Origin of the sequence: Hominimerdicola alba, assembly GCF_900109655.1 — a bacterium.
Taxonomy (GTDB): Bacteria; Bacillota; Clostridia; order Oscillospirales; family Ruminococcaceae; genus Hominimerdicola; species Hominimerdicola alba_B.
Window position 1 is genome coordinate 15,314 of sequence record NZ_FOAT01000011.1, and the last position, 24,689, is coordinate 40,002.

Here is a 24,689-nt window from a genome sequence, read left to right on the forward strand (position 1 = left end):
CTCATTCCCTCCAATCAGTTATGGCTGCGGCGGCGCTTTTCGATGTAAAGTACGATCCAGAAAAGCACCATAGCGGTCAGGCTTAGGAAGAATACAAGATCTTCAAGGCGGAACATACCCTGTGCGATAAATACAAAGCGGCGCTGCATGGAGAACCATGTAACAACAGAATTAAGACGAGGATTGCTCTCGATCATCTTAGATGCACCGATCAGATCCAAAGTCAGGAAGCCTTCCATAACTATCTCACCGATTATCGCAGCGATGATGGAACTGCTCTGCATAGCTGAGATCAGCATACCGATAGCGATACAGGCAGTTCCCCAAAGGAAAAAGCTCACATAGCCGCATATAAGCGATGGCCATATAACAGTTCCGTGGAAAGAAACATATATCGGGAAGAACAGCGAAAGAACCAGCATAAATATAAATACTGTTACTATCGAAAAGAACTTCGCAAGAACTATCTGCGGGATCGTCAGCGGGCTTGTAAGCAGCTGAACTTCCGTACCGCCTCGGCGCTCATCAGCAAAGGAACGCATGGTCAGCAGCGGTATGATGAATATAAAATAGAAGAAATTGTTATAGAACATATCAGGGAAGGAGAACTGGAACACACTGGTCTTCATATTTACTATCCTGCCCACAAAGGCGAATCCGAAGATCAGCATGAACAAAGCCGACAGCACGTAAGCAAACGGCGAGTAAAAGAACGACTGGATCTCCTTTTTATATAAAGAAAACATTTTTCACACTCCTTTTACTATTTGTCGGACTTGTTACGGCGATTCTTTTTGCGTGTGAGGTCAAGGAATACCTTTTCAAGATCAGGTTTATCCATCGACATCTCAACTACAATTATGCTGTTTTCGACCATTGCGGACATGATATCCTGACGGACTTTTTCGTTCTCAAGACTGATCTTGAAGAAGAATGTATCTCCGCCCATTTCGCATACTTCCTTGATCTCTTTGATACCGTTGATACCGTCAAGTACCATGGAAGCAGCAAGCTGATCGCCCTCGATAGTCAGATTAAGTATAGTATCGCCCGCTGCCTTGCGTTCAAGATTTTCAATAGTATCCACCGCGCAAAGCTCGCCCTTGTTGATGATAACAACGCGGTTGCAGACAGCACTTATCTCTCCGAGGATATGTGATGACAGTATAACAGAATGATCTTTTCCAAGCTCACGGATAAAATCACGCAGCTCAGATACCTGCGACGGGTCAAGACCAACAGTGGGCTCATCGAGTATCAGCAGATCAGGGTCACCGATTATAGCCTGAGCCAAACCAACACGCTGTTTATAACCTTTAGAAAGGTTAGCGATCAGACGGCGGCGCATATCAGTGAGCTGAAGACGCTCCATAGCCTTCTCGATCTCCTTTTTGATCTCACCTCTGCGGATACCCTTGATGCCCGCACAGTAGCGAAGATACTCCTCAACGCGCATATCAGGGTAAAGGGGAGGGATCTCGGGGAGATAGCCGATACATTTCTTGGCGGCTCTTGCATCCTCTTTAATATTGTGTCCGCAGACGGTCACGGTACCTTCAGAAGATGGCAGATAGCCTGCGATGATATTCATCGTGGTGGATTTACCAGCACCGTTGGGTCCGAGAAATCCCAGGATCTCATTATCCCTGATCTCAAAGCTCAGATCATTTACAGCTGTAACGTGACCGTAGTGCTTAGTCAGGTTTTTAACTTCAACCATTAAAAGGCTCCTTTCATATCATAAAAATAGCAGGTCAAAAAGACCGAATTGTCAATGTGTCGCTGTACACCTTTTTACACGAACACACGTTAATTAGTATTATCCTACATAAAGATGGACTTGAAATGTACAGAATATGTACATTTCAATAACACTTGGTAAGAATTAATAAACCTATCCGACAGAGCCGAAAAAAAGTAGGAAGAGTGTACTCAGATTTGTATTGTTTTCAAATTCTTCATAAAAGTTGACTTTATCGAAAATTAGACATATCGAATTAACTATTATTTCAAACTCTGTGGAAATTGTCAGATAAAATAAATAATTAATATTCGCACTGGCTGTTAAAAGCGCCGAAAAATTGTTAGTAAACGATTAAGTGCCCCAAAAAGATTGAAAAGTGAAGATATTAGATAAAATAGACAAATGCCGTTTATTTTAGGTAGGCAAACCGCTGAAAATAAAGTTTTTAATCGATTAAGTGCAGTAAAAAGCTTGAAAAATAAAAAAAAACGTGTATAATAATTTGTGGAAACAGTGATATAATTGTGTGGCTTTTGTGGGCAGCAGAAACACACGGGTGTTAAAGTTTTTCTGGTTAACTGTTTATGGAGGTTAACAATGGTCAGTACCACTGTTACCGTAAAGAATGGCGCAGGCAAGACCTGCAAACAATGCTCGGCAGACACTGCCGGCACAACTATCTACGAGAGGGGAATATTAAATGCTTCCTAAGAAAACAAAGGCTGTTGTTGCTAGTATTCTTACAGCAGCAATGACAACAAATGTCATCGCAGCAACTGTAGTTCCTGCATCTGCAGCAAGAACTAAGGCTAACAAGTATGGCGACAAGACTTATGCACAGCGTTTCATGTCCATGTATGATGATGTAATCACCAACGGACAGCAGAACGGCTATCTGTCGAAGAATGGCGCAAGTTCCAATTCTTTCGGCATTCCTTACCACTCCAAGGAAGAACTGATCGTTGAGGCTCCTGACTACGGCCACGAGACAACTTCCGAGGCTATGTCCTATCTGGTATGGGTAGCAGCAATGCACGACAACATCGTTAAGAACTCCGGTGAGAAGTTCTCCGGCGCTTCCACAAATGACCTTGCTAAGGCTTGGAAGACCATGGAAAACATGATCCCTGATGTTCAGGACAGCTTCTGGAATGCAAGCAGCGTAAGCGCTCAGTACTGCGGTGAGTATGATACTCCCGATCAGTGCCCCAACTCTTGGGCAGGTGAGCCTGATAAGACTGCTTCCAACCCTATCTTCAACAAGTTCACAAGCGTATATCAGGGTAAGGACGGCAATGGCGGTCTGTATCTGATGCACTGGCTGGCTGACGTTGACAACTGGTATGGTTTCGGCGAGGGCACAGAGTTCACTTTCATCAACACATTCCAGCGTGGTGAGCAGGAGTCTTGTTGGGAAACAGTTCCTTTCCCCTGCGTTGAAGAGAAGAAGTATGGTAACTCTCAGCAGGGTATCAAGGGTATCTTCAACAAGGACAGCCAGGTTACAAATCAGTGGGCTTACACCAACGCTCCTGACGCAGAAGACAGAGCTATCCAGGGTGTATATGATGCTATCAAGTGGAACGTTGCTGATTCTTCTATCACTGCTAAGGCTTCCGAGATGGGTGACGAACTCCGTAACAATATGTACGATAAGTACTATCAGGAGATCTCCACTAACACTTCTTGGTCCAACGGCAATGCTGGTGACAAGTCCAAGCACTATCTGATGAACTGGTACACTTCTTGGGGCGGAGCTCTCAAGAGCACAGGTCAGGATTGGTGCTGGCAGATCGGCTGCTCGCACGCTCACGAGTTCTATCAGAACCCCCTGGCTGCTTACGGCCTGCTGACAAGCATGAACATGAAGGCTGACGGTGCTAAGCAGGATTACACCAAGTCTCTGGAGAGACAGCTGGAATTCTATCTGTGGCTGCAGTCCTCTAATGGTCCTATCGCTGGTGGTGCTACCAACTCTTACAAGGGCCGTTACCTTGCATATCCTTCCGGCGTACCTACCTTCTATGGTATGATGTACGTTGAGCATCCTGTATATGCTGACCCCGGTTCCAACCACTGGACTGGTAACCAGGTATGGGCAGTACAGAGACTTGCTGAGCTGTATTACTGGGTTAAGACTAACCCCTCTAGCTCTGTTAACGTTAGACCCGGCGGAATGTCCATGGAAGCTGCTCTGGAGCAGATCCTTGACAAGTGGTGCGCATGGTTCGTTAACAACACCGTCCTCACATCTGATGGCGACTTCTATATGCCTTCCAACCTGGATTGGAGCGGTGCGCCTGATACATGGAACGGCTCTGCTACAAGCAACAGCGGCCTTACCTGCAAGATCACCGGCTACGGCAACACTGACCTCGGCTGCATAAACTCTCTTGCAAACACTCTGACTTACTATGCTAAGGCTAAGGGCGTTAAGTATGACGATATTGCTGGTATGACTTACAGCGATGTTGGTGGATCCTTCAACTTCAAAATCGATGGAGCTAAAAATGTTTCGAAGGGCACAAAGACCTACACAGCTAAGGATTCTTCTCTGCCTACTGCTTCTCTGTTCCTGGCTAAGATGCTCATTGACCGTTCTTGGAAGCTTGGTCGTGACGATATCGGTATGTCCAGAACTGAGCACAATGGTTCTCTGGCTCGTTTCTTCAGCCAGACCGTATATATCCCCGAGAGCTACAATGGCACAATGCCTAACGGCGACAGTCTGAAGAATGGTGCTACATTCGAGAGCATCCGTTCTATGTACACCGGCGGCAAGTGCGCAGGTGCTCAGACTTCTTCCGAGTGTCTTGCTCTTGTTGAGAAGCTCAGATCAGCTTACAAGCAGGACGTTGCTAACGGCGCTAAGTGGAGCAACAAGTATTCTGCATCCGATCCTGAAGGTCAGGCAGAGCTTGAGAAGTTCAAGACCGTTGCAAACGTTGACCTCAACTACCACAGATTCTGGCACGCAGGCGACGATATGATGGCTATGGGTGTTATGGCTACACTGTATCCTCAGCTGGAGCCTGATAAGATGCCTTCTAAGGGCGGATCTTCTTCCGGTGATTATCCTAAGAACGTTAAGGCTAATTACAATACTCAGTATCATCAGATCCAGTTCGTATGGGACAAGGTACAGGGCGCTGACAGATATGGCATCGCTGTATACCTGGCTGGTAAGTGGAGAGTTCAGACTTCCAACATCACTACAAACAGCTATGTAACTCCTAAGAACCTGACTCCCGGCATGACCTACAAGGTTGCTGTTGCTGCAAGAGTTAACGGTAAGTGGAATACAACTGATCCTATCAAGAATGCTATAACTGTTACTGTTAAGTAATCCATAGGATAACTTAGTGCATTAAAAGCATAAATTTAAGGACCGAGATGGCAATAGTCATCTCGGTTCTGTCTTTATTTATAATGGTATTTTTAGTAATCATTCCCGACTTTCACGACAAGGAAATCACGTAGTTCATAAACTTAATCAATACTGTATCACGAACCTTGATATTAACATAATAACTGCTTATTTTTTCACATTACCATTAATATGAAAAAATACTGAAAATTAGTGCTTTCTATATCTCATATAATTTTCATTCAATTTCACATATCTATCACACGATGATAACTTTCAATTATCCTAACTGTGTTAAAATAATCAAGTCGGAGAAAAAGATACCGCAGGGCAGGGGATATCTGCTTCGTGGTGAAAAAAACTCTGCGACATTTCAGATAAAAAACAACGAAAGAAGGAGAGCAAATGTTAAAGATCAAAGACATCCGTAAGGAGTACATCACGGGTGATCTGAAGCAGACTGCGCTGGACGGCGTGAGCCTGAATTTTCGGGACAATGAGTTTGTAGCGATTTTGGGACCCTCGGGTTCTGGTAAGACGACCCTGCTTAATATCGTCGGTGGACTAGACCGCTACGACAGCGGCGATCTTATCATCAACGGTATATCTACCAAAAAGTACAAAGACAGGGACTGGGACAGCTACCGAAATCACACCATCGGTTTTGTATTCCAGAGCTACAATCTTATACCGCATCAGACAGTTCTTTCAAATGTTGAGCTGGCGCTGACCATATCGGGCATATCTAAATCCGAGAGAAAGAGACGTGCGAAAGAAGTACTGGAAAAAGTAGGGTTGGGTGAACAGCTTCACAAGCGTCCGAATCAGATGTCCGGCGGACAGATGCAGCGTGTGGCTATCGCGAGAGCGCTGGTCAACGATCCCGATATCCTACTTGCCGATGAACCGACAGGTGCACTGGATTCCGAAACAAGTGTACAGGTAATGGACTTGCTTGCCGAAGTCGCAAAGGACAGGCTGGTTATCATGGTTACGCATAACCCGGAGCTTGCTGAAGAATATGCCAACAGGATAGTCAAGCTGAAGGACGGAAAGATAATCAACGATTCAAATCCATTTGAAGTTGATGAAGCAGAACTTGCAGCCCCTCAGCACAAGAACATGGGTAAGTCTTCAATGTCACCGCTGACTTCTCTGGGACTGAGTTTCAACAATCTGCGAACCAAAAAGGGAAGAACTCTGCTAACTGCATTTGCGGGGTCGATCGGTATAATCGGAATCGCGCTGATACTATCCCTTTCAAACGGTGTAAACAACTATATCAGCGATGTGCAGAAGAGCACAATGTCTTCATATCCTATCAGCATCGAAGCTCAGACTTTCGATATGAGCGCTGTGATAGAATCGGCGCCTATGGGCAGGGGAAAAGATGATGATAAAGATCATGATATGGACGGTGTTTATGCTGACGTCTCGGACATTGAAAGACAATCGGAAATGCAGCTGAGCATAACCGAAAACAACCTGACTGCTTTCAAGAAATATCTCGATGACAAGGACAGCGAGATAAATAAATACGTGGGCGAGAACGGCATAGTTTATTCCTACGATACAAAATTCGGTGTATACACCTATGATGATAACGGTGAGTTTGTCAACACCGACGGAAGCACCTTAAATGACACAAAGGCAACTCTCCTTGGCAACAGAAGCATGATGAGTATGATGGGTGGTGCTAATTCATCTGATTTTTCACAGCTTATCGCGGGGGCTGACGGCGAACAGGTAAGCAATGTAATAACCGAGAACTATGATGTCCTTTATGGAAAATATCCCGAAAATTACGATGAAGTGGTGCTAGTGCTCGACGAGAACAATGAGGTATCTTCCACAGCGCTTTATAAGCTGGGTATTCTTCCGACGCAGGAATATAAAGACCTTATGGCTCAGATCGATGAGGGCGAAGAGGTCAAGATAGATGTGAAAAAGCTTGACTATGCGGATATCTGTGCGAAGGATTATTACCTTATCCCTCAGTGCGACCTCTTTGTGAAGAATGACATCGGAACATATGATGATATCACCAATGACAATACCGCAATAGAAGCTATGCTGGATAGCGCTGTAAAGCTGAAGATAGTCGGTGTTATTAAACAAAACGGCAATAACGATGTTCAGCTTATCGGCACACCTATCGGCTATACTTCGGCGCTGACAAATTATCTTATAGACTATACCAACAACAGCGAGATAGTTAAAGCCCAGATGGCAGACAAGGACATAAATGTTCTCAATGGTATGCGTTATGAGGCTTCCGATGACAAGCAGAAGATAGAGGATGCGAAGACTTATATCAGAAACCTGAACACCAGTGAAAAAGCAAGCCTTTACTCTACCATGATGTCGATGGACGGAATGTCTATCGGTGACCTTGCGGGTGTTATTTCCGGAATGTCCGGTGGTATCCAGGGCTTGGATATTCCTGTCGGTGACGAAAAATTCATGCAGCCCGATGGTGATGAGACTACCGGAGACATGGATGCGATCTCAGCGGCGATGATTGACCCGGAAAATATGAGCGAGAATGATATGTCCGCTTTCCTTGACGCATATCTCGAATCTCCCGATGATGATATGATGCTGATGATCTACGATATGTATATCTCCAGCGGCGACTATGATGATACTCTCTCGACTCTGGGTGTTGTAAGCCTTGACGCGCCTTCGTCTATAGATATCTACGCAGATGATTTTGAATCAAAGGACGAAATAGCCCGTTGTATCCAGGAGTACAACAATGAGGCAAGCGATGAAGACCAGATAACTTATACCGATTATGTAGGTCTTCTGATGTCTTCGGTAACGACGATAGTAAACACTATATCCTATGTGCTGATAGCATTTGTTGCTGTATCGCTGATAGTATCCTCAATCATGATAGGCATTATCACATATATCTCCGTTCTTGAAAGAACAAAGGAGATAGGTATCCTTCGTGCGATAGGTGCTTCAAAGAGAAATATCTCTCAGGTGTTCAATGCTGAAACATTTATCATCGGACTTTGCTCAGGTCTTATCGGTATCGGACTTACACTTCTGATACTGATACCCGGAAATGCGGTCATCCATGCGGTGGCTGATTCTGAGGATGTAAATGCATCTCTGCCTGTGCTGAGTGCTTTTGTTCTGATTGCCCTAAGTATCCTGCTGACACTTATCGGTGGCTTTATCCCTGCGAAAAAAGCTGCCAAGAAAGATCCTGTTACAGCCCTCAGGACTGAATAAAAAAGTCATGGAATTATAAACTATTTACCGTCGATGTGTTGAATAGCGCATCGGCGGTGTTTTTTGGTCGTAATGAAAAAAATCGGATTAAATTTCAAATACCCCCTTGACAAGTGACCGATAGTTCACTATAATATAAGTGAACGATTGATCACTGTTTTATCGGAGGTAACGATGGCAAAGGATACGAAAGAAAGAATTCTGGAAGCGGCGCTGGAGCAGTTTTCGCAAAAGGGCTATGCGGGTACAAATATCCGCGAGCTTACTGCATCGCTTGGGCTGGTGAAATCATCGATGTACAAGCATTTCAAAAGCAAGGATGATATCTGGAACAGTCTGCTTGATGAGATGATAGCTTATTATGATGAGCGTTTCGGCTCAGCGGATAATCTGCCGCCTGTTCCCGATTCTCTTGAAGGGTTGACGGCTATGACGATGCGTATGGTGGATTTTACGGTGCATGATGAGCGGGTAGTTATGACGAGAAAACTTCTTTCGATAGAGCAGTACCGCGACGAGCGGGCAAAGGCACTGGCGACGAAGTATTTCCTTACCGGGCTGACGGATATGTTCGCTCATATTTTCAGTGGCATGGCGGATAAAGGTCTGCTGAGATGTGACGACCCTGAAATGTTGGCTTTTGCCTATACTGCCCCTATCTCGGCGCTGATACATCTTTGTGACCGCGAACCCGATAAGACGGATGAAGCCATCGCAAAGATAGAAAAATTCAGCAGGCATTTTGTAAGCACATACGGGATAAGGTGACAGAATATGGATAGTATTCAGCAGGCGGCGATAAGAAAAAAATCATTTGAACTGAACTATAACGGCGGTACGATCTGGTGCGAACATCTTGACGGCATGGGCTGGTATGAAGATGAAGTCATCACAAAATTTCTCGGTGACAAAAAGGCTTTTTCAAGACCGTCTTCTTCCGCATTTATGATAATCGATCTGGATAAGACCGACATTACCAACCGAATAACGGAAACGATCTTTTCTGCTTTTGAAAACAGCGGAAAAGTGTTCAGGAAGATAGCTTTTGTCGGTGTGGGCAGTCGGTTACGCAGAGAGATAAAAGCTTTGAAAGCAAATGGAGTTGCCGTGGAAACTTTTGATGATTATGAAAAGGCGAAGGAATGGCTTCTGCCTTAAACAGAAAACTGAGAGGTGTAACAATGAACGTAACTTATGAAAAGAAACAGAAAATGACATTTATAGGCTTTCACACAGAGATAACTTACGGTGAGGGCTATACCAAGTGCCCCGAGTTCTGGGACAAGGAATACAACGCGAAATATGCAAGACTGTGGCAGACCATGAAGCCCGAAACTCCCGTGGAAGCGGCTATACTTGAAAACGGCATAGGTATGTATGCTATTTGTGCGGAATCCGACAACTGTTTTTCTTACTGGATAGCGGGTCTTTATAAGGGCGGAGAAGTTCCCGAGGGACTGGAGCTTTTCTCTTTCCGTGAAGGCAATTGGGCGGTATTCTCGACAAAAGGCGCTATCCCAGAATCTCTGCAAGCCCTGAACACTTACGTATGGCAGGAGTGGTTCCCTAAAGACGGTAAGGAACATCACGCTGACGGTACCGCCACGATTGAAGTTTATTCGGCAGGCGATCCTAAATCACCCGATTATGAAAGCGGAATCTGGGTGCCTTTGCTGGATATCTGAAAAGAGGGAGCATCATGAGCAAATACAGAAAACTATGGGAATACATAAGGGATAATTCCCCTGCAGAAATCACCTTTGACGAGGTGGAAAAGATATGCGGGACACCCATTGACCACTCTTTCCTTAATTACAAAAAAGAGCTTACCGCCTATGGATACAGGGTGGCAAAGATATCCATGAAAAACAAGATCATATTTATTGAGCCATGGAAGGAAAGCTGACGGTCTATTTTGACGACCCTTTCTGGGTCGGGGTATTTGAGCGCTGTGACGTCGGAAAGCTTTCTGTCTGTCGTGTGACTTTCGGCGCTGAACCAACGGACTGCGAGGTATATGGATTTGCGCTGAGGCACTGGGATGAACTACCTTTCAGCAAAGCGATAGAGGCTGAAAAGAGAAAGACCGCAGATAATCCCAAAAGAAGACAGCGGAACGCCAGAAAGCAAATGGCGCAGAAAGGCATCGGCACGAAGTCTCAGCAGGCGCTTCAGAAACAGCTGGAAGAGAACAAACTGGAGCGAAAGGTCAGGACACGAGAGGAGAAACAGGAGGAAGCGAAGCGCCTTTTTGAACTGAAACAGCAAAAGAAAAAAGAGAAACACAAAGGTCGATAGCAAATTGCGTGATGGCTCTAAAACCCCGAAAATACGCCATGACACGAATCGTATCACGGCTGTGACGGACAGATTCTTTACAATATTCCGCTCATATGGTAACATAAGGTCAGCCGAAAGGCAATACCATAAAGGAGAATGAGCGATGAAAAACAATGGAAAGAAACTGACGATTTTGGGAGTAATTATGCTGGTGATCTTTGCGCTGTGGACGTATCTGATACAGACGGTCAATGTTGAGCCTGTGGGACAAAAGGGGACTGATATCGGGTTTGCTGATCTGAATGTCAGGTTTCATGAGATCACAGGTGTGCATATGAGCATATACACCATAACGGATTGGCTGGGGCTTGTGCCGATAGCTGTCTGCATGGGTTTTGGTTTACTGGGGATGACACAGCTTATCAAAAGAAAAAGTCTTTTAAAGGTCGATGTTAATATCATACTGCTGGGCGTTTATTATATTCTGGTGATATTCGGTTATCTGATTTTCGAGATGATACCGATAAACTACCGCCCCATACCGATAAACGGCTATATGGAAGCTTCCTACCCATCATCCACAACTCTGCTGGTACTGAGTGTAATGCCAACTCTGAGTTTTCAGGCGCACCGCAGAGCTTCGGGGCGAGGTTTGATACTTTCAGCAGATATATTTGCCGTTGGTTTCTCGCTTTTTATGGTCATCGGACGAACTGTTTCTGGGGTACACTGGCTGACTGATATAATCGGCTCGGTGATACTCGGCGGAGGGCTGTATTTTCTGTATCACGGTGCTGTTTTATTGACCGAAAAAGATTGACGGAGGCAGAAATGGAATTCAACGAAAAATTACAGGAACTGAGAAAACAGCGGGGTCTTACGCAGGACGAGCTTGCAAAAGAGCTGTATGTTTCGCGGACTGCGATATCAAAATGGGAATCCGGCAGGGGATACCCGAGCATAGATTCTCTCAAAGAGATATCCCGATATTTCTCTGTTTCGATAGATTCCTTGCTTTCTTCCGAGGAACTTATCACAGCCGCGCGGGACGAGAATGATTCAAATATGCGGAGCATTTACCGCCTGCTTTCGGGCATAGCCGATGTCATGAGCATCATGCTTATACTTCTGCCGCTGTACCCCAGCGAAAAAAGCGATCATATCACCTCGGTGACATTGTGGCACTGTACGCACCAAAAGCCGATACTTATGATTTACTGGATACTGTTCATTTCACTGGCATCAGCGGGATCGGCGGGTATCATTCTGAATATGCTGAAAGCTGAAAAGGGACAGCGGATTTTAACGGCTATATCCCTAGTGATGAGCGTTGTGGCTGTGCTGTTTCTTATAATGACCAGAGTGCCTTATGCTGCAGTGACGGCATTTTTTCTGCTGGCACTGAAAGCAGTATCACTTTATAAAATGCCGCGGGAGAAGAATCAATAGTAACTGTTTGTCTAAAGAAAGGAGATAAATATGGAAAACTACTGTGGAGCAAACTGCGAAAATTGTGGGATAAAGGAAAACTGTAAAGGCTGTACCGCCACCTGCGGTTCACCTTTCGGGGGAAGATGTGTTGCGGCGGAGTACATAAAAGCCGGTGGAAAAAAAGGCTATGAAGATTTCAAAGCTAAGCTTCTTGAGGAGATTAATGAACTTTTGAAAGCCGAGGGCTTAGGAAAAGCGGAAGAACTTTGCGAGCTGGCGGGAAGCTTCATCAACCTTGAATACACCATGCCCAGCGGTGAAAAAGTGAAGCTTCTTAATGACAAGAATATCTATCTTGGAACCCAGATTGAATTTGCAGATATGGGAGTCTGTTACGGCGTGGCGGCTGATACCTCATTCGTACTGATATCTTCATACAGCGTTGACGGCAGTGAACCCGAGATCGTTCTATATAAGAGAAGATAACGCATTCAGGCAGATGCAGGAAGATCCGCATCTGCCTTTTTGTATTCTGTAATCTTGACTGATAAGCATTATAATAGTATAATGGATATGCAAAAACCATCAAATCAAAAAATAAAAAAATTTTTTTCAAAAAGCTTTAACCTTTTGCAGAGATAGACCCTCTAACATACAGAGTGGCTAAAAAAGCCTTTCATACCATTGAAGGAGGGATAGATCTGGAATGGAAACAAAAAGATGATGAAGTTCTGCTTGATGAGCTTATCGCGCTTATCCTGGCTTATATGGCAGAAAATGGTATGCTTGATGATCTGCTTGGTAAATACAATGATAAGGAGTAACGAAAATGGGTGACTTAAATATTCAACAGCTTATTGAAAGGGCGAAAAACGGCGATAAGTCCGCAGTTGACGAGATATACAGAGAGTACAGCGATACCCTGACAAAATTCGTGATGAAGCAGGGGCTCACCGAATTTGATGCGCAGGACGTTGTATCTGATACCTTTGTTGAAATGATGAAACACATCGATCAGCTGAAAGAACCATCGTCATTCAATTCGTGGTTACATACCATAGCGAAGCGAAAGGCATGGGAAGCCAAGGAAAAAGCATCACGCAGACAGGATATCTCAGCCGAATCCGAGGACGATGACCCCGACCGCGCACTTGAACTTGCCTATGAACAAGCCCGAGAGGATACGGTGATGCTTCCCGAGGATTATGCTGTAAATGAAGACATCAAGCAGATAATAGCTGAACAGCTTGAAGCACTCAGCCCCGAATACAAGGAGGCGCTCTTCCTGTTTTACTATAAGAACAAAAGCATCGCCGAGATAGCCGAACTAACAGGTACAAATGCCAACAACGCAAAGGTCAGGCTCTTCAATGCGCGTAAAAAGCTGAAAGCGAATCTTGAAAAACTGCAAAAAGCAGGAGTTGTTCTGTGCGCTGTTCCGTTCATCAAGTTCGTACCCGAAAATGCGGGAAAACTGGAAACAGCCACCGTTGCCGGGGCTGCTGCAAAAGCTGCCGCCGCAGCCGCAAATAGTTCAACGGCTGTAAAATCGGGCATAGCTGCAAAAGTGGCAGCGGCTGTCATCGCGGCGGGTGTTGTGGCAGGCGGTGTGGCTGTAGCTGTTAACAGATCGGATAAGAATGACAAAGACCGCAGTGGTCAGCTTCATGCCGCAGTTCAGAAAGTACCCGATTCGGGAAAAGACAGCGATTCAAGGCAGAAACCTCAGCTGGTAAAGACCGAGTCAGATGCTATCAGCGATCAGCCTGACTGGAAAGCAATATATCTTGAACATCTGACCGAGAATTACGGTGATGCGTCGGAATTGATGGGCGCAATGTATGATACTGACGGTGACGGCAGTCCCGAATTGTTCATATACGGCAAGGCTACGAAGAGCGCATCGAGTTACAGCGATGAAAATGATCCCAAAGGCTTCGTTATGTATACAATGTGTATCTATGGACCTTCGGCGATCATCTGTCATGCAGACCCTGAAGTTGTGCCTGAGATATGGTGCGCTGGGGAACCGTCGGACGATAATTTACTGTGTATCTCGATCAATGAAAAGGATCGTCGGGTAATGAGGACATCAGAGAACAATGATCTCAATATCGGTTCTGAATTAAGTGTAGAGGACTCAAAGAAAGAATATGATTTTGACAGCGAAACTCACAGACTGATCGCGGATGAGAATATGGGTTTTGAAGAGATAGGCGATTTCGCCGAATGGCTGGACAGCTGGAGTGGCAACTACGAACTAAAGACCGAAGATGCGCCTTTGCTGTCCTGCGATAACCTGAATGTATGGCAGAATTCTTATTTTGAGTATATCGATATTTATGCCAACCATCACAACAATGTCCGCTGCGGGCTTTATGATGTTAATGCCGACGGTGTTCCCGAACTTCTGCTTGAATCGTATATCGAGGTGACAGATGATGGAAAACACATAGGCAGTGATGCTGAGATGGTCACCTGTGACAGCAGCGGTGAGCGCGATTCTATTACGAGTGCAGATTACAATCATCGTGAGGATACAGAACTTGTAGGCGGATTTTCATTCACGGGACAAAACGAGAATGTGTGTACTGTCAATCCCCTGAGGTTAGACGAAAACACTGTGCAGTACACCGAATTGCGGCACAGGATAGTTGATGGCCATTTTGAGTATGACGGCGGTATAAGCGATACTTTCAATGTGACCGACAAAGGATTTGTGTATTTCAGGGGAAAGAATGAGATCGAGAAAGAATTATTCATGGAATCTCACACCAGATTATATGGGATCTCCGCCCCTGTGACGACATGTCCTGCATCATTCGATAAACAGGCTGATATCAAGTGGTTCGATAACAAGCACAGGATAGATATGTTTATCGACAATTTATCAAAAAACTGAAATTGACTTAACGGAGGAATAAAAATGAATTTCAAGAAAATAACAGTAGTGGCAGCAGCAGTATGTTTATGTCTTGCAATGGCAGGCTGTGGAGAAAATGTGAAAAAGAACGCCAAGCCCACCGATAATCCTGCGGCTTCAGCATCAGCGGATAAAGCTGAAAATAATACCGCTGACGAACCTGCACCAACAAGTGAAGATGCTCCCGCTGATACCGGTGAAACTTCCGAAGCTCCCGCATCTATGGATTTTCAGCCTACTCAGCAGATAAAGGACGCGACCCTTTCATCAGGCTATGTCCAGATAGCAAATGACGTTTTCAAAGAGGGCGGCTACATGACAGTAGGGGAGTTCGTTGAAAACTACGGCGACAGATGGGACTGCTCCGAGATCGACCTCACTATGGAAGCTGATACAAAGTTTTTCCGTTTCCTCAAGGCGACTTTAAAGGGTACAGATCTCTTTATGGAAATGGTAGCAACAGCACCGGTATCGGGTAGCGGCACAGTTGCCGATGCTGTGATAATGTGCTTTAAGAGTGAGGGAGGTAGCACAGATGATAATCTGTGGCTCCCGGGAGGGATATGCCACCACTGCGCCGATCAGAATTATGACGGCATGGTCGCTATGTACGAAGCACAGGGCTGTACCCTTACCGATGAACTTTTCCACAACGGACACGGTGTAAGCAAATACAGTATGACAAAAAATGTTGGCTCGTACTGTGCTATACCCGCAACTGATAAACGTCCTTATGACAGCACCTACTGCCTTGTTGAGCTTGACGAAGTGAACCTCTACGGTGAAAAGCCAGTTATCGGATATTATTTCTTGGATATGCACGACGGTGAAGCAGTTTACTTCACCTACAACTGGATATACTACGGCTCTGATGATGTTTATCAGTGGAGCTAAATTTGGATAGATTACCGATGAACGTGTTCTGGTGAAATATAATTTTTAGCCACAGCATTTCTGATGATAAGTCAAAAATGCTGTGGCTTTGCTGTTGACAAGGAGTATGGATTTTGATATAATCAAGAAAATACATTATGATACGGCGGTGGAAAGATATGAACAAGATACTGGAACAGGTAGATAAATATATGCACGATGCGCTGAAAAGCAAACTACCCGAAGTAAGTTCGGCTGATCTTGAAAAAGATGGTGCAGTTTTTTACATGAACGGAAAAAACGGAACTGCTTTCGAATGGTTCGTCAACGAGCATTTTCCGTGCTTTTTCATTTTCTACGGTGACAAAGAAAATCTCGGTGCAGTAAAGGCGACCCTTTATTCCGACGGCAGATTATCCGTTTATGTCTTCGGGGATAAGGGTCATGCTGATGCGGAAGAGATCAATTATACTGTAGAAGCAGATGCAGATCAGCTTATTGAATTAGCCGCTTTTCTGACAGATAATGCTGACGAAAAAAAGATATGGGATGCTGATATCAGAGATCTTCCCGAGGGTGATATTTGTGATGAACAGTCGGTGAGAGTTTTTCTTGATTCGGAAAAATACTATATGCCCATGATCGAGCGAAGAAAGCTTTGGGAAAAGACAGCGATAGTTTCAAAAAAAGTTCGTGCAGAAGGCTGGAAGATATGTTTTGGTATCCGTGATGAACCTACAAGAGATGGCGACAGCGGTTGGTACTTTGGTGTCGGCAACGAGACCGAGGATTATGCTAATAATGCGGATAATCTTGAACTGTGGAAGATAGGTTCCGTGCTGATGTTTGAACCTGCATTGAACGAGCTGATATCCGCGCCATACGGGACTTTGATAATTCGCGTAGATCACGATAAGTTTGAGATTGAATCCCCCGATAAAGATATCCTGATAGAGAAAAGAGAAAGCTAAAATCATGCCCGGATCATCGATAGCTTTTTTGACAACTGTCTAAAAAACTATTGACTTTTTCAAGCATCGGTGCTATCATATACCTAAGACCAAACAGACCGAAAGGGGCGGTAATGTGAGCACTGACAGCAAAAAGGAACAGAAACGATATACCCTCGGGGAAGAGATATTCAACTCCGTCAGCCATGGTGTAGGCGGTGGACTTTCCATCGCGGGAACGGTGATTCTGATAGTATTTGCAGTGATCTACTCCGATGCCTGGGGCGTTGTCAGCAGTGCGATATACGGCGCTTCGCTGATAATCTTGTACACCATGTCCACCCTGTACCACGCCATCACGAATGACAGAGCAAAGGGATTTTTCCGCATAATGGATCACAACACAATATTTTTCCTGATTGCGGGAACTTACACACCCATCACACTGGTACCACTGCGGGGTGCTTTTGGCTGGACGCTTTTTGGCGTGATATGGGCGGCGGCGGTGGTCGGCATAGTGCTGAATTCCATCGATCTGGAAAAATTCCGCAAGCCCTCGGTTGTGTGTTATATACTGATGGGCTGGGCAGTTGTCTTTGCGATCAATCCCATGCTGAGGACGATAAACAAGATATCCCTGCTGTTCCTGCTAATCGGCGGACTTTTTTACACCATAGGTGTGATATTCTATGTGATGAAGAAAAAGCGCTACTTCCATTCGATATGGCATCTTTTCACCATTGGCGGAAGCGTGTTCCACTGGTTTTTGATACTGCTGATAATGATACATAACGGAAGATGAGACATCTATCCGGGTCTAGCCATTGACAGGGGAGTATGGATGTGATATAATTGTTCCCGGATCAAATTGGGAAATTAAGGAGTGAAAAATATGAATCCATGGTATGTTGGATTGATCAAAATATCCATACTTGCTGTTATGTTAATATGCTTTATAGTTCTTGTTGTGAAACTGATAAAAGCCCAAAAATATAATAATCCAATAGCGAAGAACATATTTATGATATCTGCTGATATCGTGCTTTTCGCTTGTTCACTTATTTTTATTCTGTCACATTCTACTTATTACAGATACAATGATCGGGTCATATTAAACTCTGATATCAATTCTGTAATGAGTAAATACGGAGCGTTTGATCGCGGAGAGGTGCAGGAAGGCATATCTGGAAAAGTCGGATACTACATCTATACTGATAACGGACCCATCATGCCTGACCATATGGAGCATTATTATTGGATATATTATGATGAAAGCGGAAAGGTATTCAAGGTTGAAGATGGTCTTTTAGCAGGCGGATAAACAGTAAAAATAATAAGCCCCGAAGCACTGTGAAATGCTTCGGGGTATTTTGTTTGTATTTAATATTACTTAGCAGTCAGCGCGTCTGCCAGCTCTTCCAGAGCCTTTTCGCTCTCGGCATTAAGTGCAGACTTTATGGTAACAACAGGTTCAATAAGGGTTATATCCTTGAACTTTTCAACATAGCTCTTGATGACCCTTGCAGCAGAAGGTGCCCATGAACCGTTCTCAACAATGGCGATCTTCCTGTTTCTGTATGTCTTGTCACGCAGATGCATCAGCAGTTCTTCCATAGGAGGGAATACGCCGCCGTCATATGATGAAGACATCAGCACCAATCTGTCATAGCGGAATGCGTCCTCAACAGCTTCAGCCTGATCGTCACGTGTTATATCGGAGAGGGAGACTTTCTCAGCGCCCTTTGCTTCCAGCATTTCTTTCAGCTTTTCAGCTGCAGCGAGAGTATTGCCGTGTATCGATGCACAAGCGATGAATATGCCCTTGTTCTCGGGTTCATAGTTAGACCATGTATTGTAAAGGTCAATATAATACCCCAGATTTTCGGTCAGTATCGGACCGTGGAGAGGAAGTATCATCTTGATATCCAGCGCAGCCGCCTTTTTAAGAACAGCCTGAACCTGTGCGCCGTACTTGCCGACAATGTTGAAGTAGTATCTCCTTGCCTCGCAAGCCCAGTCCTCATCGGTATCGAGAGTGCCGAATTTACCGAATGCATCAGCGGAGAAGAAAGCGCCCTCGCTTACTTCAAATGTCATCATGACCTCAGGCCAGTGTACCATAGGTGTCATGAAAAACTTCAGGGTATGCTTGCCAAGTTCCAGTGTGTCGCCCTCTTTAACTATTACAGAACGAGCACCGATATCGGGTATATTGAAGAACTGTCCCAGCATGGTGAATGTCTTTGCGTTACCAACGACCTTCATATCGGGATACTCAGCCATAAGCTTTGCGATGTTTGCGGAATGGTCGGGCTCAACGTGCTGAACTACCAGATAGTCAGCCTTTCTGTCGCCCAGAGCTTTCTTAACGTTTGCCAGCCATACATCACTGACGCGCTTGTCAGCTGTATCCATGATACAAACCTTTTCATCGAGTATAGCATAAGAATTGTAAGCCATACCGTTGGGAACGTCATACTGACTTTCAAAAAGATCCAGATCCTTGTCGTCAGCACCTATATATACTATGCTTTCTGAAATTTTGATTTCTGTCATTGTGATTACCTCCAAATTTTGTATACTTTTATTGTATCACATTGCAAGCTCATTGTCAACCTGAACCAAACATAGTATTTCAGAGAAATATCAATACTTGATATCGCCGTCAAAAATATACCCTATGATAAACCGATTGTCACTGTATACTTCGCTTATATCCACAAAGGTGCGCACAGACGTATCTTTTCCATAGAGATTGTATACGTAGAATCGCCCTGCGCGGTATCTGTATGCTACGGTGTGAAGTCCGCCGCTGAAAAAATCAAGCCCGTGGAATTTCGCAGTCGAACGCTCGTTGTTCCAGAAAGAGATTATCCCGCAGGATGCTCTCGTGGTTTTTGCGTATTTCGCAAACTCTCCTCCGTCGCGGTAGGATCGGTAAGGCATATCGTGCTTTTTGAAAAAGTACCAAAGCTTCTTCGGGGCAGTTCCCCAGTATCCGTTGGGGAAAATATAGTGCATCTTGTTTATCTCAAACTCGAACACCACTTGTGGAAATGTTATCTCACGTCCCAGAAGAACAGCGCAGTTATAGCAGGCGATTAGTTCACAGCCGTTCCAGCTGAGTGGATATGTGCCGTATCGCATATCGCAGAGTGGCTTTGTACGCTGTCCGTGCAGAGGTCTGCGTTTGCTGTCTGCGAATATTGCAGTATTGTGTGCAAGATTTTCCATAGTCTGTCTGCCTCTGCCATGCTTCGGGATATTTCCGCTCCTGTCAGGCGGAGATACCAGCCAGTTCTTTTTCACGTGACCGCCTCCTTTTGCTGCTGTATACGAAATTATTTATTATACCATTACATTTCAAATATCTGTTGGTAATCTTCATAGTCGCTTGATGTTGCAGTGATCTTCAACTGTGGCTGTGTAAGAACAGCTTCTCTGAACATCTGATATATTTTCTGCATATCGTTCTCAAGCTGAAATTCTTCTGAAAAATCTTCCAGAAAATCATCTTCGATCTCAATAAAATGTTCTGAAAATTCATCAGGATCTTCCAGCCAATCGAACTTTCCGAAATCTTCAAGGCAGCCGCAGTGAATGATTATGCTGAAAAAGTCGCGGATATTTTTAGCGATTATCCCTGCCTGTCCCTCTGAATCTATCATACCAACCATCTCACCGTCAAGCAGAGCGTAAATACCGCCTTCACCATCGCAGGCAAAAGGTTCGAGCTTGTAATTGCTTTCGGTGTTCTCAGTAAGGAAATTCAGATCATCTGCAAGTTCCTCGTCATCTTCAATATCGAAGTCACACTCACCTGAAAGATAGTCAGCAAGTTCTTCGTTATCTTCAATATAGCGGATTATGCTTTTTAAATAGTCTTTGTTTTTCATAGCGCATTTTCACCTCGCTTATCAATATTATACCAAGCTAAAACCAAAAAGTCAATCCGTGATAACTAATTTCATGTATAATCATATTGTCATGCAGTTTTGAAAATGAACTGCGACATAAATGCTAACATGGGCACAGTAGTCAAAGAAATTGAAAAAATATTAAAATTATCTTGAAGTTTTAGAAAAAATGTGTTATAATATTCTATAAATATAACTGATTTCTACTGAATGGAGGCAGTGTCGTTGAGACAATTTCAGTTTGATTATTATAACGACTTCACGCTGAAGAACGAGCTTACTAAAATTCGTCTTTGGTGTGATTCCAGTGTTTATTCACATATAGTTTTTCAGATATATTCAGAACAGGTGGATAGGGAGAAGATAGAAAATATCTGTTCCGTGATCGAAAGAGAACTGCCGCAGGCTGAGTATTTCGGATGTTCGACAAACGGTAATATCATCGGCGGAGAATTTTCAGGAAATGATATCTCCATCATCTGCACCGTATTTGAGTATCCATCTACTAAAATGCTGTTCAGACAGTATGAACTCTCGGCGGAAACTTCCGACAGCGTAACAGGGGATCTACTTCGCATTATTGAAGAGAACCCTTGGGTCAAGGCGGTTGAACTTCTGACTACTATCCGTGGTATGTCCATGACTGTCTTCTGTGAGAATCTCAGCAAGGCAAGAGAGGATATACAGATATTCGGCGGCGGTGCTTTTGCTTCGGATATCAACAATGAGGAAGCCTGCGTTTTCTCAAAAAGCTGCGGTATCTCTTCGGGTGGAGTAGTTTTCTGGCTGCTGGGCGGCGAAGATCTGGATATAGATTCGACGTATGTCACAGGCTGGAAACCTCTCGGCAAGGTGTTCCATGTCACCCGTTCCGAGGGCAGCAGGCTCTATGAACTGGACGGTGCACCTGCCTATGATGTTTACTATAAATACCTCAACATCAAAAACGATGCCCACTTCTTCAACCACTCGCTGGAATTCCCGTTCTTCTATAAATGCCACGGCATAAATATCCTGCGTGCTCCAACCGCCAGCCTTGAAGACGGTTCGCTAATCATGACTTCGGATATGGAGTCCGATGAATTTGCACAGCTTGCCTACGGCGACCCCGGCACTATACTGGAAAGTGTCCGCGAAGAGGGTGTAAGGATACGTGATTTCCGCCCCGAGATAGTGCAGATATTCTCCTGCGCCGCAAGACGAAGCTTCTGGGGCAATAATGAGATATCCAAGGAATCCATGCCTTTCGGCGGCATCGCGCCTACCTCCGGTTTTTATACCTCAGGTGAGTTCCTGCGTACCGATAAGTATGTAAATCAGCATAACGTAACTATGGTGCTTGTAGGTATGCGTGAGGGTCTTGCTGACGATCAGCCTGCAAAGGCCCTTGAGATAGATGAAAGTGAATTCACAGGTAAAATGGCGCTGATAAACCGTTTGGCGAACTATATAAACGCCGCATTCCGTGAACTTGAAGAATCCGCTATACGTGACGGCCTTACCAAGCTTTACAACCGTGCCGAGATACAGCGCAGGATAAATGAGCGTCTTATCAGCGGTGAAAAGCTCTCGCTGATAATGATAGATATCGACAACTTCAAGTCCGTTAATGATACCTACGGTCATAACGAGGGTGACAATGTCATCATCGGTCTTGCTAAAATGCTGAAAGACGGAATTTCCAGCCGTGGTAATTTTGCTTCCGCAGGACGATGGGGCGGTGAGGAATTCATGGTGCTTCTGCCCAATGACGTCAACAGCGCCATCGATGCAGCTGGGAAGATGTGTGAGGCATTCAGGGAGATAGATTTCCTATTGGCAGGGAAGCGCACCATAAGTATCGGCGTGACAGAAGCCAGAGCGGACGACACTCTGGATAAACTTCTGATACGTGTAGATTCCGCACTTTACGATGCTAAACACGGCGGCAAGAACAGATTCGTTGTTGTATGACCATAAGCCCAGATACGTTTCCGGCTTTTTTGAGAAGGTGATCATATGAATAATATCGCGATAGCAAAAGAAACGATAAAAATCTCTTCCGAGCTTGAATACACTGTCGATGGTAAAAAGATCACTCTGCCAAAGCACGATACATCAGCTGTTGAGGTTATAACTCCTGCGATGGGGGAGGCGATTCTGAAAGAGGATATTTCGGCATACCATGTGGGTTCGCCTTGTATCATCGAAGTCACCTGCGAAGATTCCTTTGAAGCCGCCAAGCGCTTGAATGAACCCATGGTTATGAACTTCGCAAATGCCCACAATGCAGGCGGAGGTTTCCGTTTGGGTGCGTCAGCTCAGGAAGAAGCACTGTGCAGGTGCAGTACCCTTTATAGTTCCATATCATCAAAGGCTGCAAGCGAAATGTACCGCTACAACAACACTCACCTCAGCAAGGTAGAATCAGATCATATGCTCTATTCCCCTGAGGTATGGGTCATTCGAGACAGTGACCTGCAGCTGACAGCTAAACCTTTCAAGGTGTCAGTCATCACCATACCTGCCCCAAACAGGCGAGGTGCAGCAATTATTGCTTCAGACAGCCTGATTGAAAGCACCATGACCCGCCGTATAAGGATAATGCTGCATACAGCGGCTTTGCATGGCTGTAAAGAGCTCGTTCTTGGTGCATGGGGCTGCGGCGCTTTTGGAAATTCTCCGCAGAAAGTATCACAGTATTTCAGAAAAGTTCTCATAGACGAATGCTATGAAAAGTGCTTCACCCACATAGTTTTTGCTGTATACGGCAAAACAGACGGAAAAAATGTAACAGCCTTCCGCGAAACATTCAAGGATAAATTATCACGGTTGAGTTAAAATTTTGATATAAAAATTATTTACATGATATAGTTTTTTCGGAAAAAGATGTATTATATACTCAATGAAAACGACTACAAAGGTTTGATTGAAGGGTAAATAATACGGAATATATAGTATGAAGTGAACGGAGGATATTCACATGAAAAAAATAGTTGCATCAATGCTTGCTTTTTTAACTGTAGTGTCTTTTGCTTCCTGTCAGGATACAAAATCATCCGATAGCAGCAAGGCTGAAACAAAATCTTCCGCCGCTGAGGTATCATCTGCTGAGCAGACTGAATCTGCAGCTGAAGTAACTGAGGACGACAGTCCTTACACCGTTCTGGCTGATTTCTCAAAAGGTGAATCCAGCAGCTTTATGTGTTCCGATGGCTGGTCTAACGGCTCGCCCTTCGACTGCACTTGGAAAAAGGATAACGTTACCTTTGAGGACGGTCTGATGAAGCTGACTATCAGCAGTGTTATTGAGGACGAATACAATGCGGCTGAATACCGCTCTAACGATTTCTACGGCTACGGACTTTACGAAGTCAGCATGAAGCCTATGAAGAATGTAGGTGTTGTATCCTCCTTCTTCACCTATACAGGTCCTTCCGACAGCAATCCTTGGGACGAGATAGATATCGAGTTCCTAGGAAAGGATACCACTAAGGTTCAGTTCAACTATTACACCAACGGCAAGGGCAATCACGAATACCTCTACGACCTTGGATTTGATGCTTCCGAAGAATTCCACACCTACGGTTTTGAGTGGAAAGAGGATTCTATCACCTGGTACGTTGACGGCGAAGCTGTTTACACAGCAACCGAGAATCTGCCTGTAACTCCCGGCAAGATCATGATGAATGCATGGAACGGCAAGGGCGTTGACGGCTGGCTCGGTAAATACGACGGCACAACTCCTATCACAGCAGAATATCAGTTCGCACGCTTCACAGCAGCTGAATAATAAGCTATCTTCCGTTGTTTCCCGCAAGGGGAGCAATGATACCCAACCATATCCATATATCCGTCGGACGTCACCCGCGTCCGGCAAAGACTAAGACCCTTTCCGAGGGTCTTTTCTTTTGCGGTTTGAAAAACATTATCCTTCGCTGAATGCCAAACAAGAGAGCTTTTGTTCAAGCTTTTCGCG

24 protein-coding genes are annotated in these 24,689 nt (G+C 44.7%); 19 read left to right on the forward strand and 5 right to left on the reverse strand.

The genetic code is table 11. The annotated features are described in order from the left end of the window. Positions 1-14: 14 nt before the first annotated feature. Together BMY75_RS11795 and BMY75_RS11800 are read right to left on the reverse strand one after the other, a co-directional pair. Complete coding sequence (locus BMY75_RS11795; RefSeq protein WP_074834073.1) at positions 15-746, reverse strand: ABC transporter permease; 732 nt, start codon at positions 744-746, stop codon at positions 15-17. A 17-nt stretch (positions 747-763) separates the two neighbouring features. Further along, positions 764-1,720 carry an ABC transporter ATP-binding protein gene (locus BMY75_RS11800; RefSeq protein WP_074834074.1) on the reverse strand — a complete coding sequence of 319 codons (957 nt, stop codon included), beginning with the start codon at positions 1,718-1,720 and terminating at the stop codon, positions 764-766. 724 nt (positions 1,721-2,444) lie between these two features. On the opposite strand from BMY75_RS11800, the gene BMY75_RS11805 reads away from it, so the two are divergent. From BMY75_RS11805 to BMY75_RS11875, 16 genes are all read left to right on the forward strand, one after another. Beyond that, positions 2,445-5,090, forward strand: a complete 2,646-nt coding sequence (locus tag BMY75_RS11805; protein WP_074834075.1) for a glycoside hydrolase family 48 protein — start codon at positions 2,445-2,447, stop codon at positions 5,088-5,090. Between the two features lie 426 nt (positions 5,091-5,516). Beyond that, a complete protein-coding gene (locus BMY75_RS11810; RefSeq protein WP_074834076.1) occupies positions 5,517-8,357 on the forward strand; it encodes an ABC transporter ATP-binding protein/permease in 2,841 nt (946 codons plus the stop codon). Positions 8,358-8,531: 174 nt separating this feature from the next. Beyond that, a complete protein-coding gene (locus BMY75_RS11815; protein WP_074834077.1) occupies positions 8,532-9,125 on the forward strand; it encodes a TetR/AcrR family transcriptional regulator in 594 nt (197 codons plus the stop codon). Between the two features lie 6 nt (positions 9,126-9,131). Beyond that, positions 9,132-9,515, forward strand: a complete 384-nt coding sequence (locus tag BMY75_RS11820; RefSeq protein WP_074834078.1) for a hypothetical protein — start codon at positions 9,132-9,134, stop codon at positions 9,513-9,515. Between the two features lie 23 nt (positions 9,516-9,538). Then, complete coding sequence (locus BMY75_RS11825; RefSeq protein ID WP_074834079.1) at positions 9,539-10,042, forward strand: GyrI-like domain-containing protein; 504 nt, start codon at positions 9,539-9,541, stop codon at positions 10,040-10,042. 14 nt (positions 10,043-10,056) lie between these two features. After that, complete coding sequence (locus BMY75_RS11830; RefSeq protein ID WP_074834080.1) at positions 10,057-10,263, forward strand: hypothetical protein; 207 nt, start codon at positions 10,057-10,059, stop codon at positions 10,261-10,263. Further along, on the forward strand, positions 10,248-10,655 hold the full coding sequence (locus tag BMY75_RS11835) for a YjdF family protein (protein ID WP_074834081.1): 408 nt from the start codon (positions 10,248-10,250) through the stop codon (positions 10,653-10,655). Before BMY75_RS11830 ends, BMY75_RS11835 begins: the two co-directional genes overlap by 16 nt. A 145-nt stretch (positions 10,656-10,800) precedes the next feature. Next, a complete protein-coding gene (locus BMY75_RS11840; RefSeq protein WP_074834082.1) occupies positions 10,801-11,457 on the forward strand; it encodes a phosphatase PAP2 family protein in 657 nt (218 codons plus the stop codon). An 11-nt stretch (positions 11,458-11,468) separates the two neighbouring features. Beyond that, a complete protein-coding gene (locus BMY75_RS11845) occupies positions 11,469-12,086 on the forward strand; it encodes a helix-turn-helix domain-containing protein (protein WP_074834083.1) in 618 nt (205 codons plus the stop codon). A gap of 30 nt (positions 12,087-12,116) precedes the next feature. Next, positions 12,117-12,554, forward strand: a complete 438-nt coding sequence (locus BMY75_RS11850) for a hypothetical protein (RefSeq protein WP_074834084.1) — start codon at positions 12,117-12,119, stop codon at positions 12,552-12,554. A gap of 173 nt (positions 12,555-12,727) precedes the next feature. Next, entirely contained in the window at positions 12,728-12,892 is a 165-nt protein-coding gene (locus tag BMY75_RS18005) for a hypothetical protein (protein ID WP_170844291.1), read from the forward strand. 5 nt (positions 12,893-12,897) lie between these two features. After that, positions 12,898-14,970, forward strand: a complete 2,073-nt coding sequence (locus BMY75_RS11855; RefSeq protein WP_074834085.1) for an RNA polymerase sigma factor — start codon at positions 12,898-12,900, stop codon at positions 14,968-14,970. A 24-nt stretch (positions 14,971-14,994) separates the two neighbouring features. Next, a complete protein-coding gene (locus BMY75_RS11860) occupies positions 14,995-15,885 on the forward strand; it encodes a hypothetical protein (protein WP_074834086.1) in 891 nt (296 codons plus the stop codon). 158 nt (positions 15,886-16,043) lie between these two features. Then, positions 16,044-16,835, forward strand: coding sequence for a DUF2185 domain-containing protein (locus tag BMY75_RS11865; protein ID WP_074834087.1), 792 nt, complete (start codon positions 16,044-16,046; stop codon positions 16,833-16,835). A gap of 115 nt (positions 16,836-16,950) precedes the next feature. Then, on the forward strand, positions 16,951-17,616 hold the full coding sequence (gene trhA, locus BMY75_RS11870; RefSeq protein ID WP_074834088.1) for a PAQR family membrane homeostasis protein TrhA: 666 nt from the start codon (positions 16,951-16,953) through the stop codon (positions 17,614-17,616). A 90-nt stretch (positions 17,617-17,706) separates the two neighbouring features. Next, positions 17,707-18,135, forward strand: coding sequence for a hypothetical protein (locus BMY75_RS11875; protein WP_074834089.1), 429 nt, complete (start codon positions 17,707-17,709; stop codon positions 18,133-18,135). Positions 18,136-18,200: 65 nt separating this feature from the next. Here BMY75_RS11875 and BMY75_RS11880 read toward each other — a convergent pair whose 3' ends face one another. The 3 genes from BMY75_RS11880 to BMY75_RS11890 form a co-directional block, all read right to left on the reverse strand. Next, on the reverse strand, positions 18,201-19,370 hold the full coding sequence (locus BMY75_RS11880) for an FprA family A-type flavoprotein (protein WP_074834090.1): 1,170 nt from the start codon (positions 19,368-19,370) through the stop codon (positions 18,201-18,203). A 90-nt stretch (positions 19,371-19,460) separates the two neighbouring features. Beyond that, the gene (locus BMY75_RS11885) at positions 19,461-20,123 is read right to left on the reverse strand and encodes a hypothetical protein (protein ID WP_074834091.1); all 663 of its coding nucleotides are present in this window, start codon (positions 20,121-20,123) and stop codon (positions 19,461-19,463) included. A 47-nt stretch (positions 20,124-20,170) separates the two neighbouring features. After that, a complete protein-coding gene (locus BMY75_RS11890) occupies positions 20,171-20,710 on the reverse strand; it encodes a hypothetical protein (protein WP_074834092.1) in 540 nt (179 codons plus the stop codon). A gap of 240 nt (positions 20,711-20,950) precedes the next feature. On the opposite strand from BMY75_RS11890, the gene BMY75_RS11895 reads away from it, so the two are divergent. The 3 genes from BMY75_RS11895 to bglS all read left to right on the forward strand — a co-directional run bounded on the left by BMY75_RS11895 (position 20,951) and on the right by bglS (position 24,503). Further along, positions 20,951-22,684: a sensor domain-containing diguanylate cyclase gene (locus BMY75_RS11895; RefSeq protein WP_242940231.1), complete on the forward strand. Its 1,734-nt coding sequence runs from the start codon at positions 20,951-20,953 to the stop codon at positions 22,682-22,684. 45 nt (positions 22,685-22,729) lie between these two features. Then, on the forward strand, positions 22,730-23,551 hold the full coding sequence (locus BMY75_RS11900; RefSeq protein WP_074834094.1) for a TIGR02452 family protein: 822 nt from the start codon (positions 22,730-22,732) through the stop codon (positions 23,549-23,551). Between the two features lie 142 nt (positions 23,552-23,693). Then, positions 23,694-24,503, forward strand: a complete 810-nt coding sequence (bglS, locus tag BMY75_RS11905) for a beta-glucanase (protein WP_074834095.1) — start codon at positions 23,694-23,696, stop codon at positions 24,501-24,503. Positions 24,504-24,689: the final 186 nt, after the last annotated feature.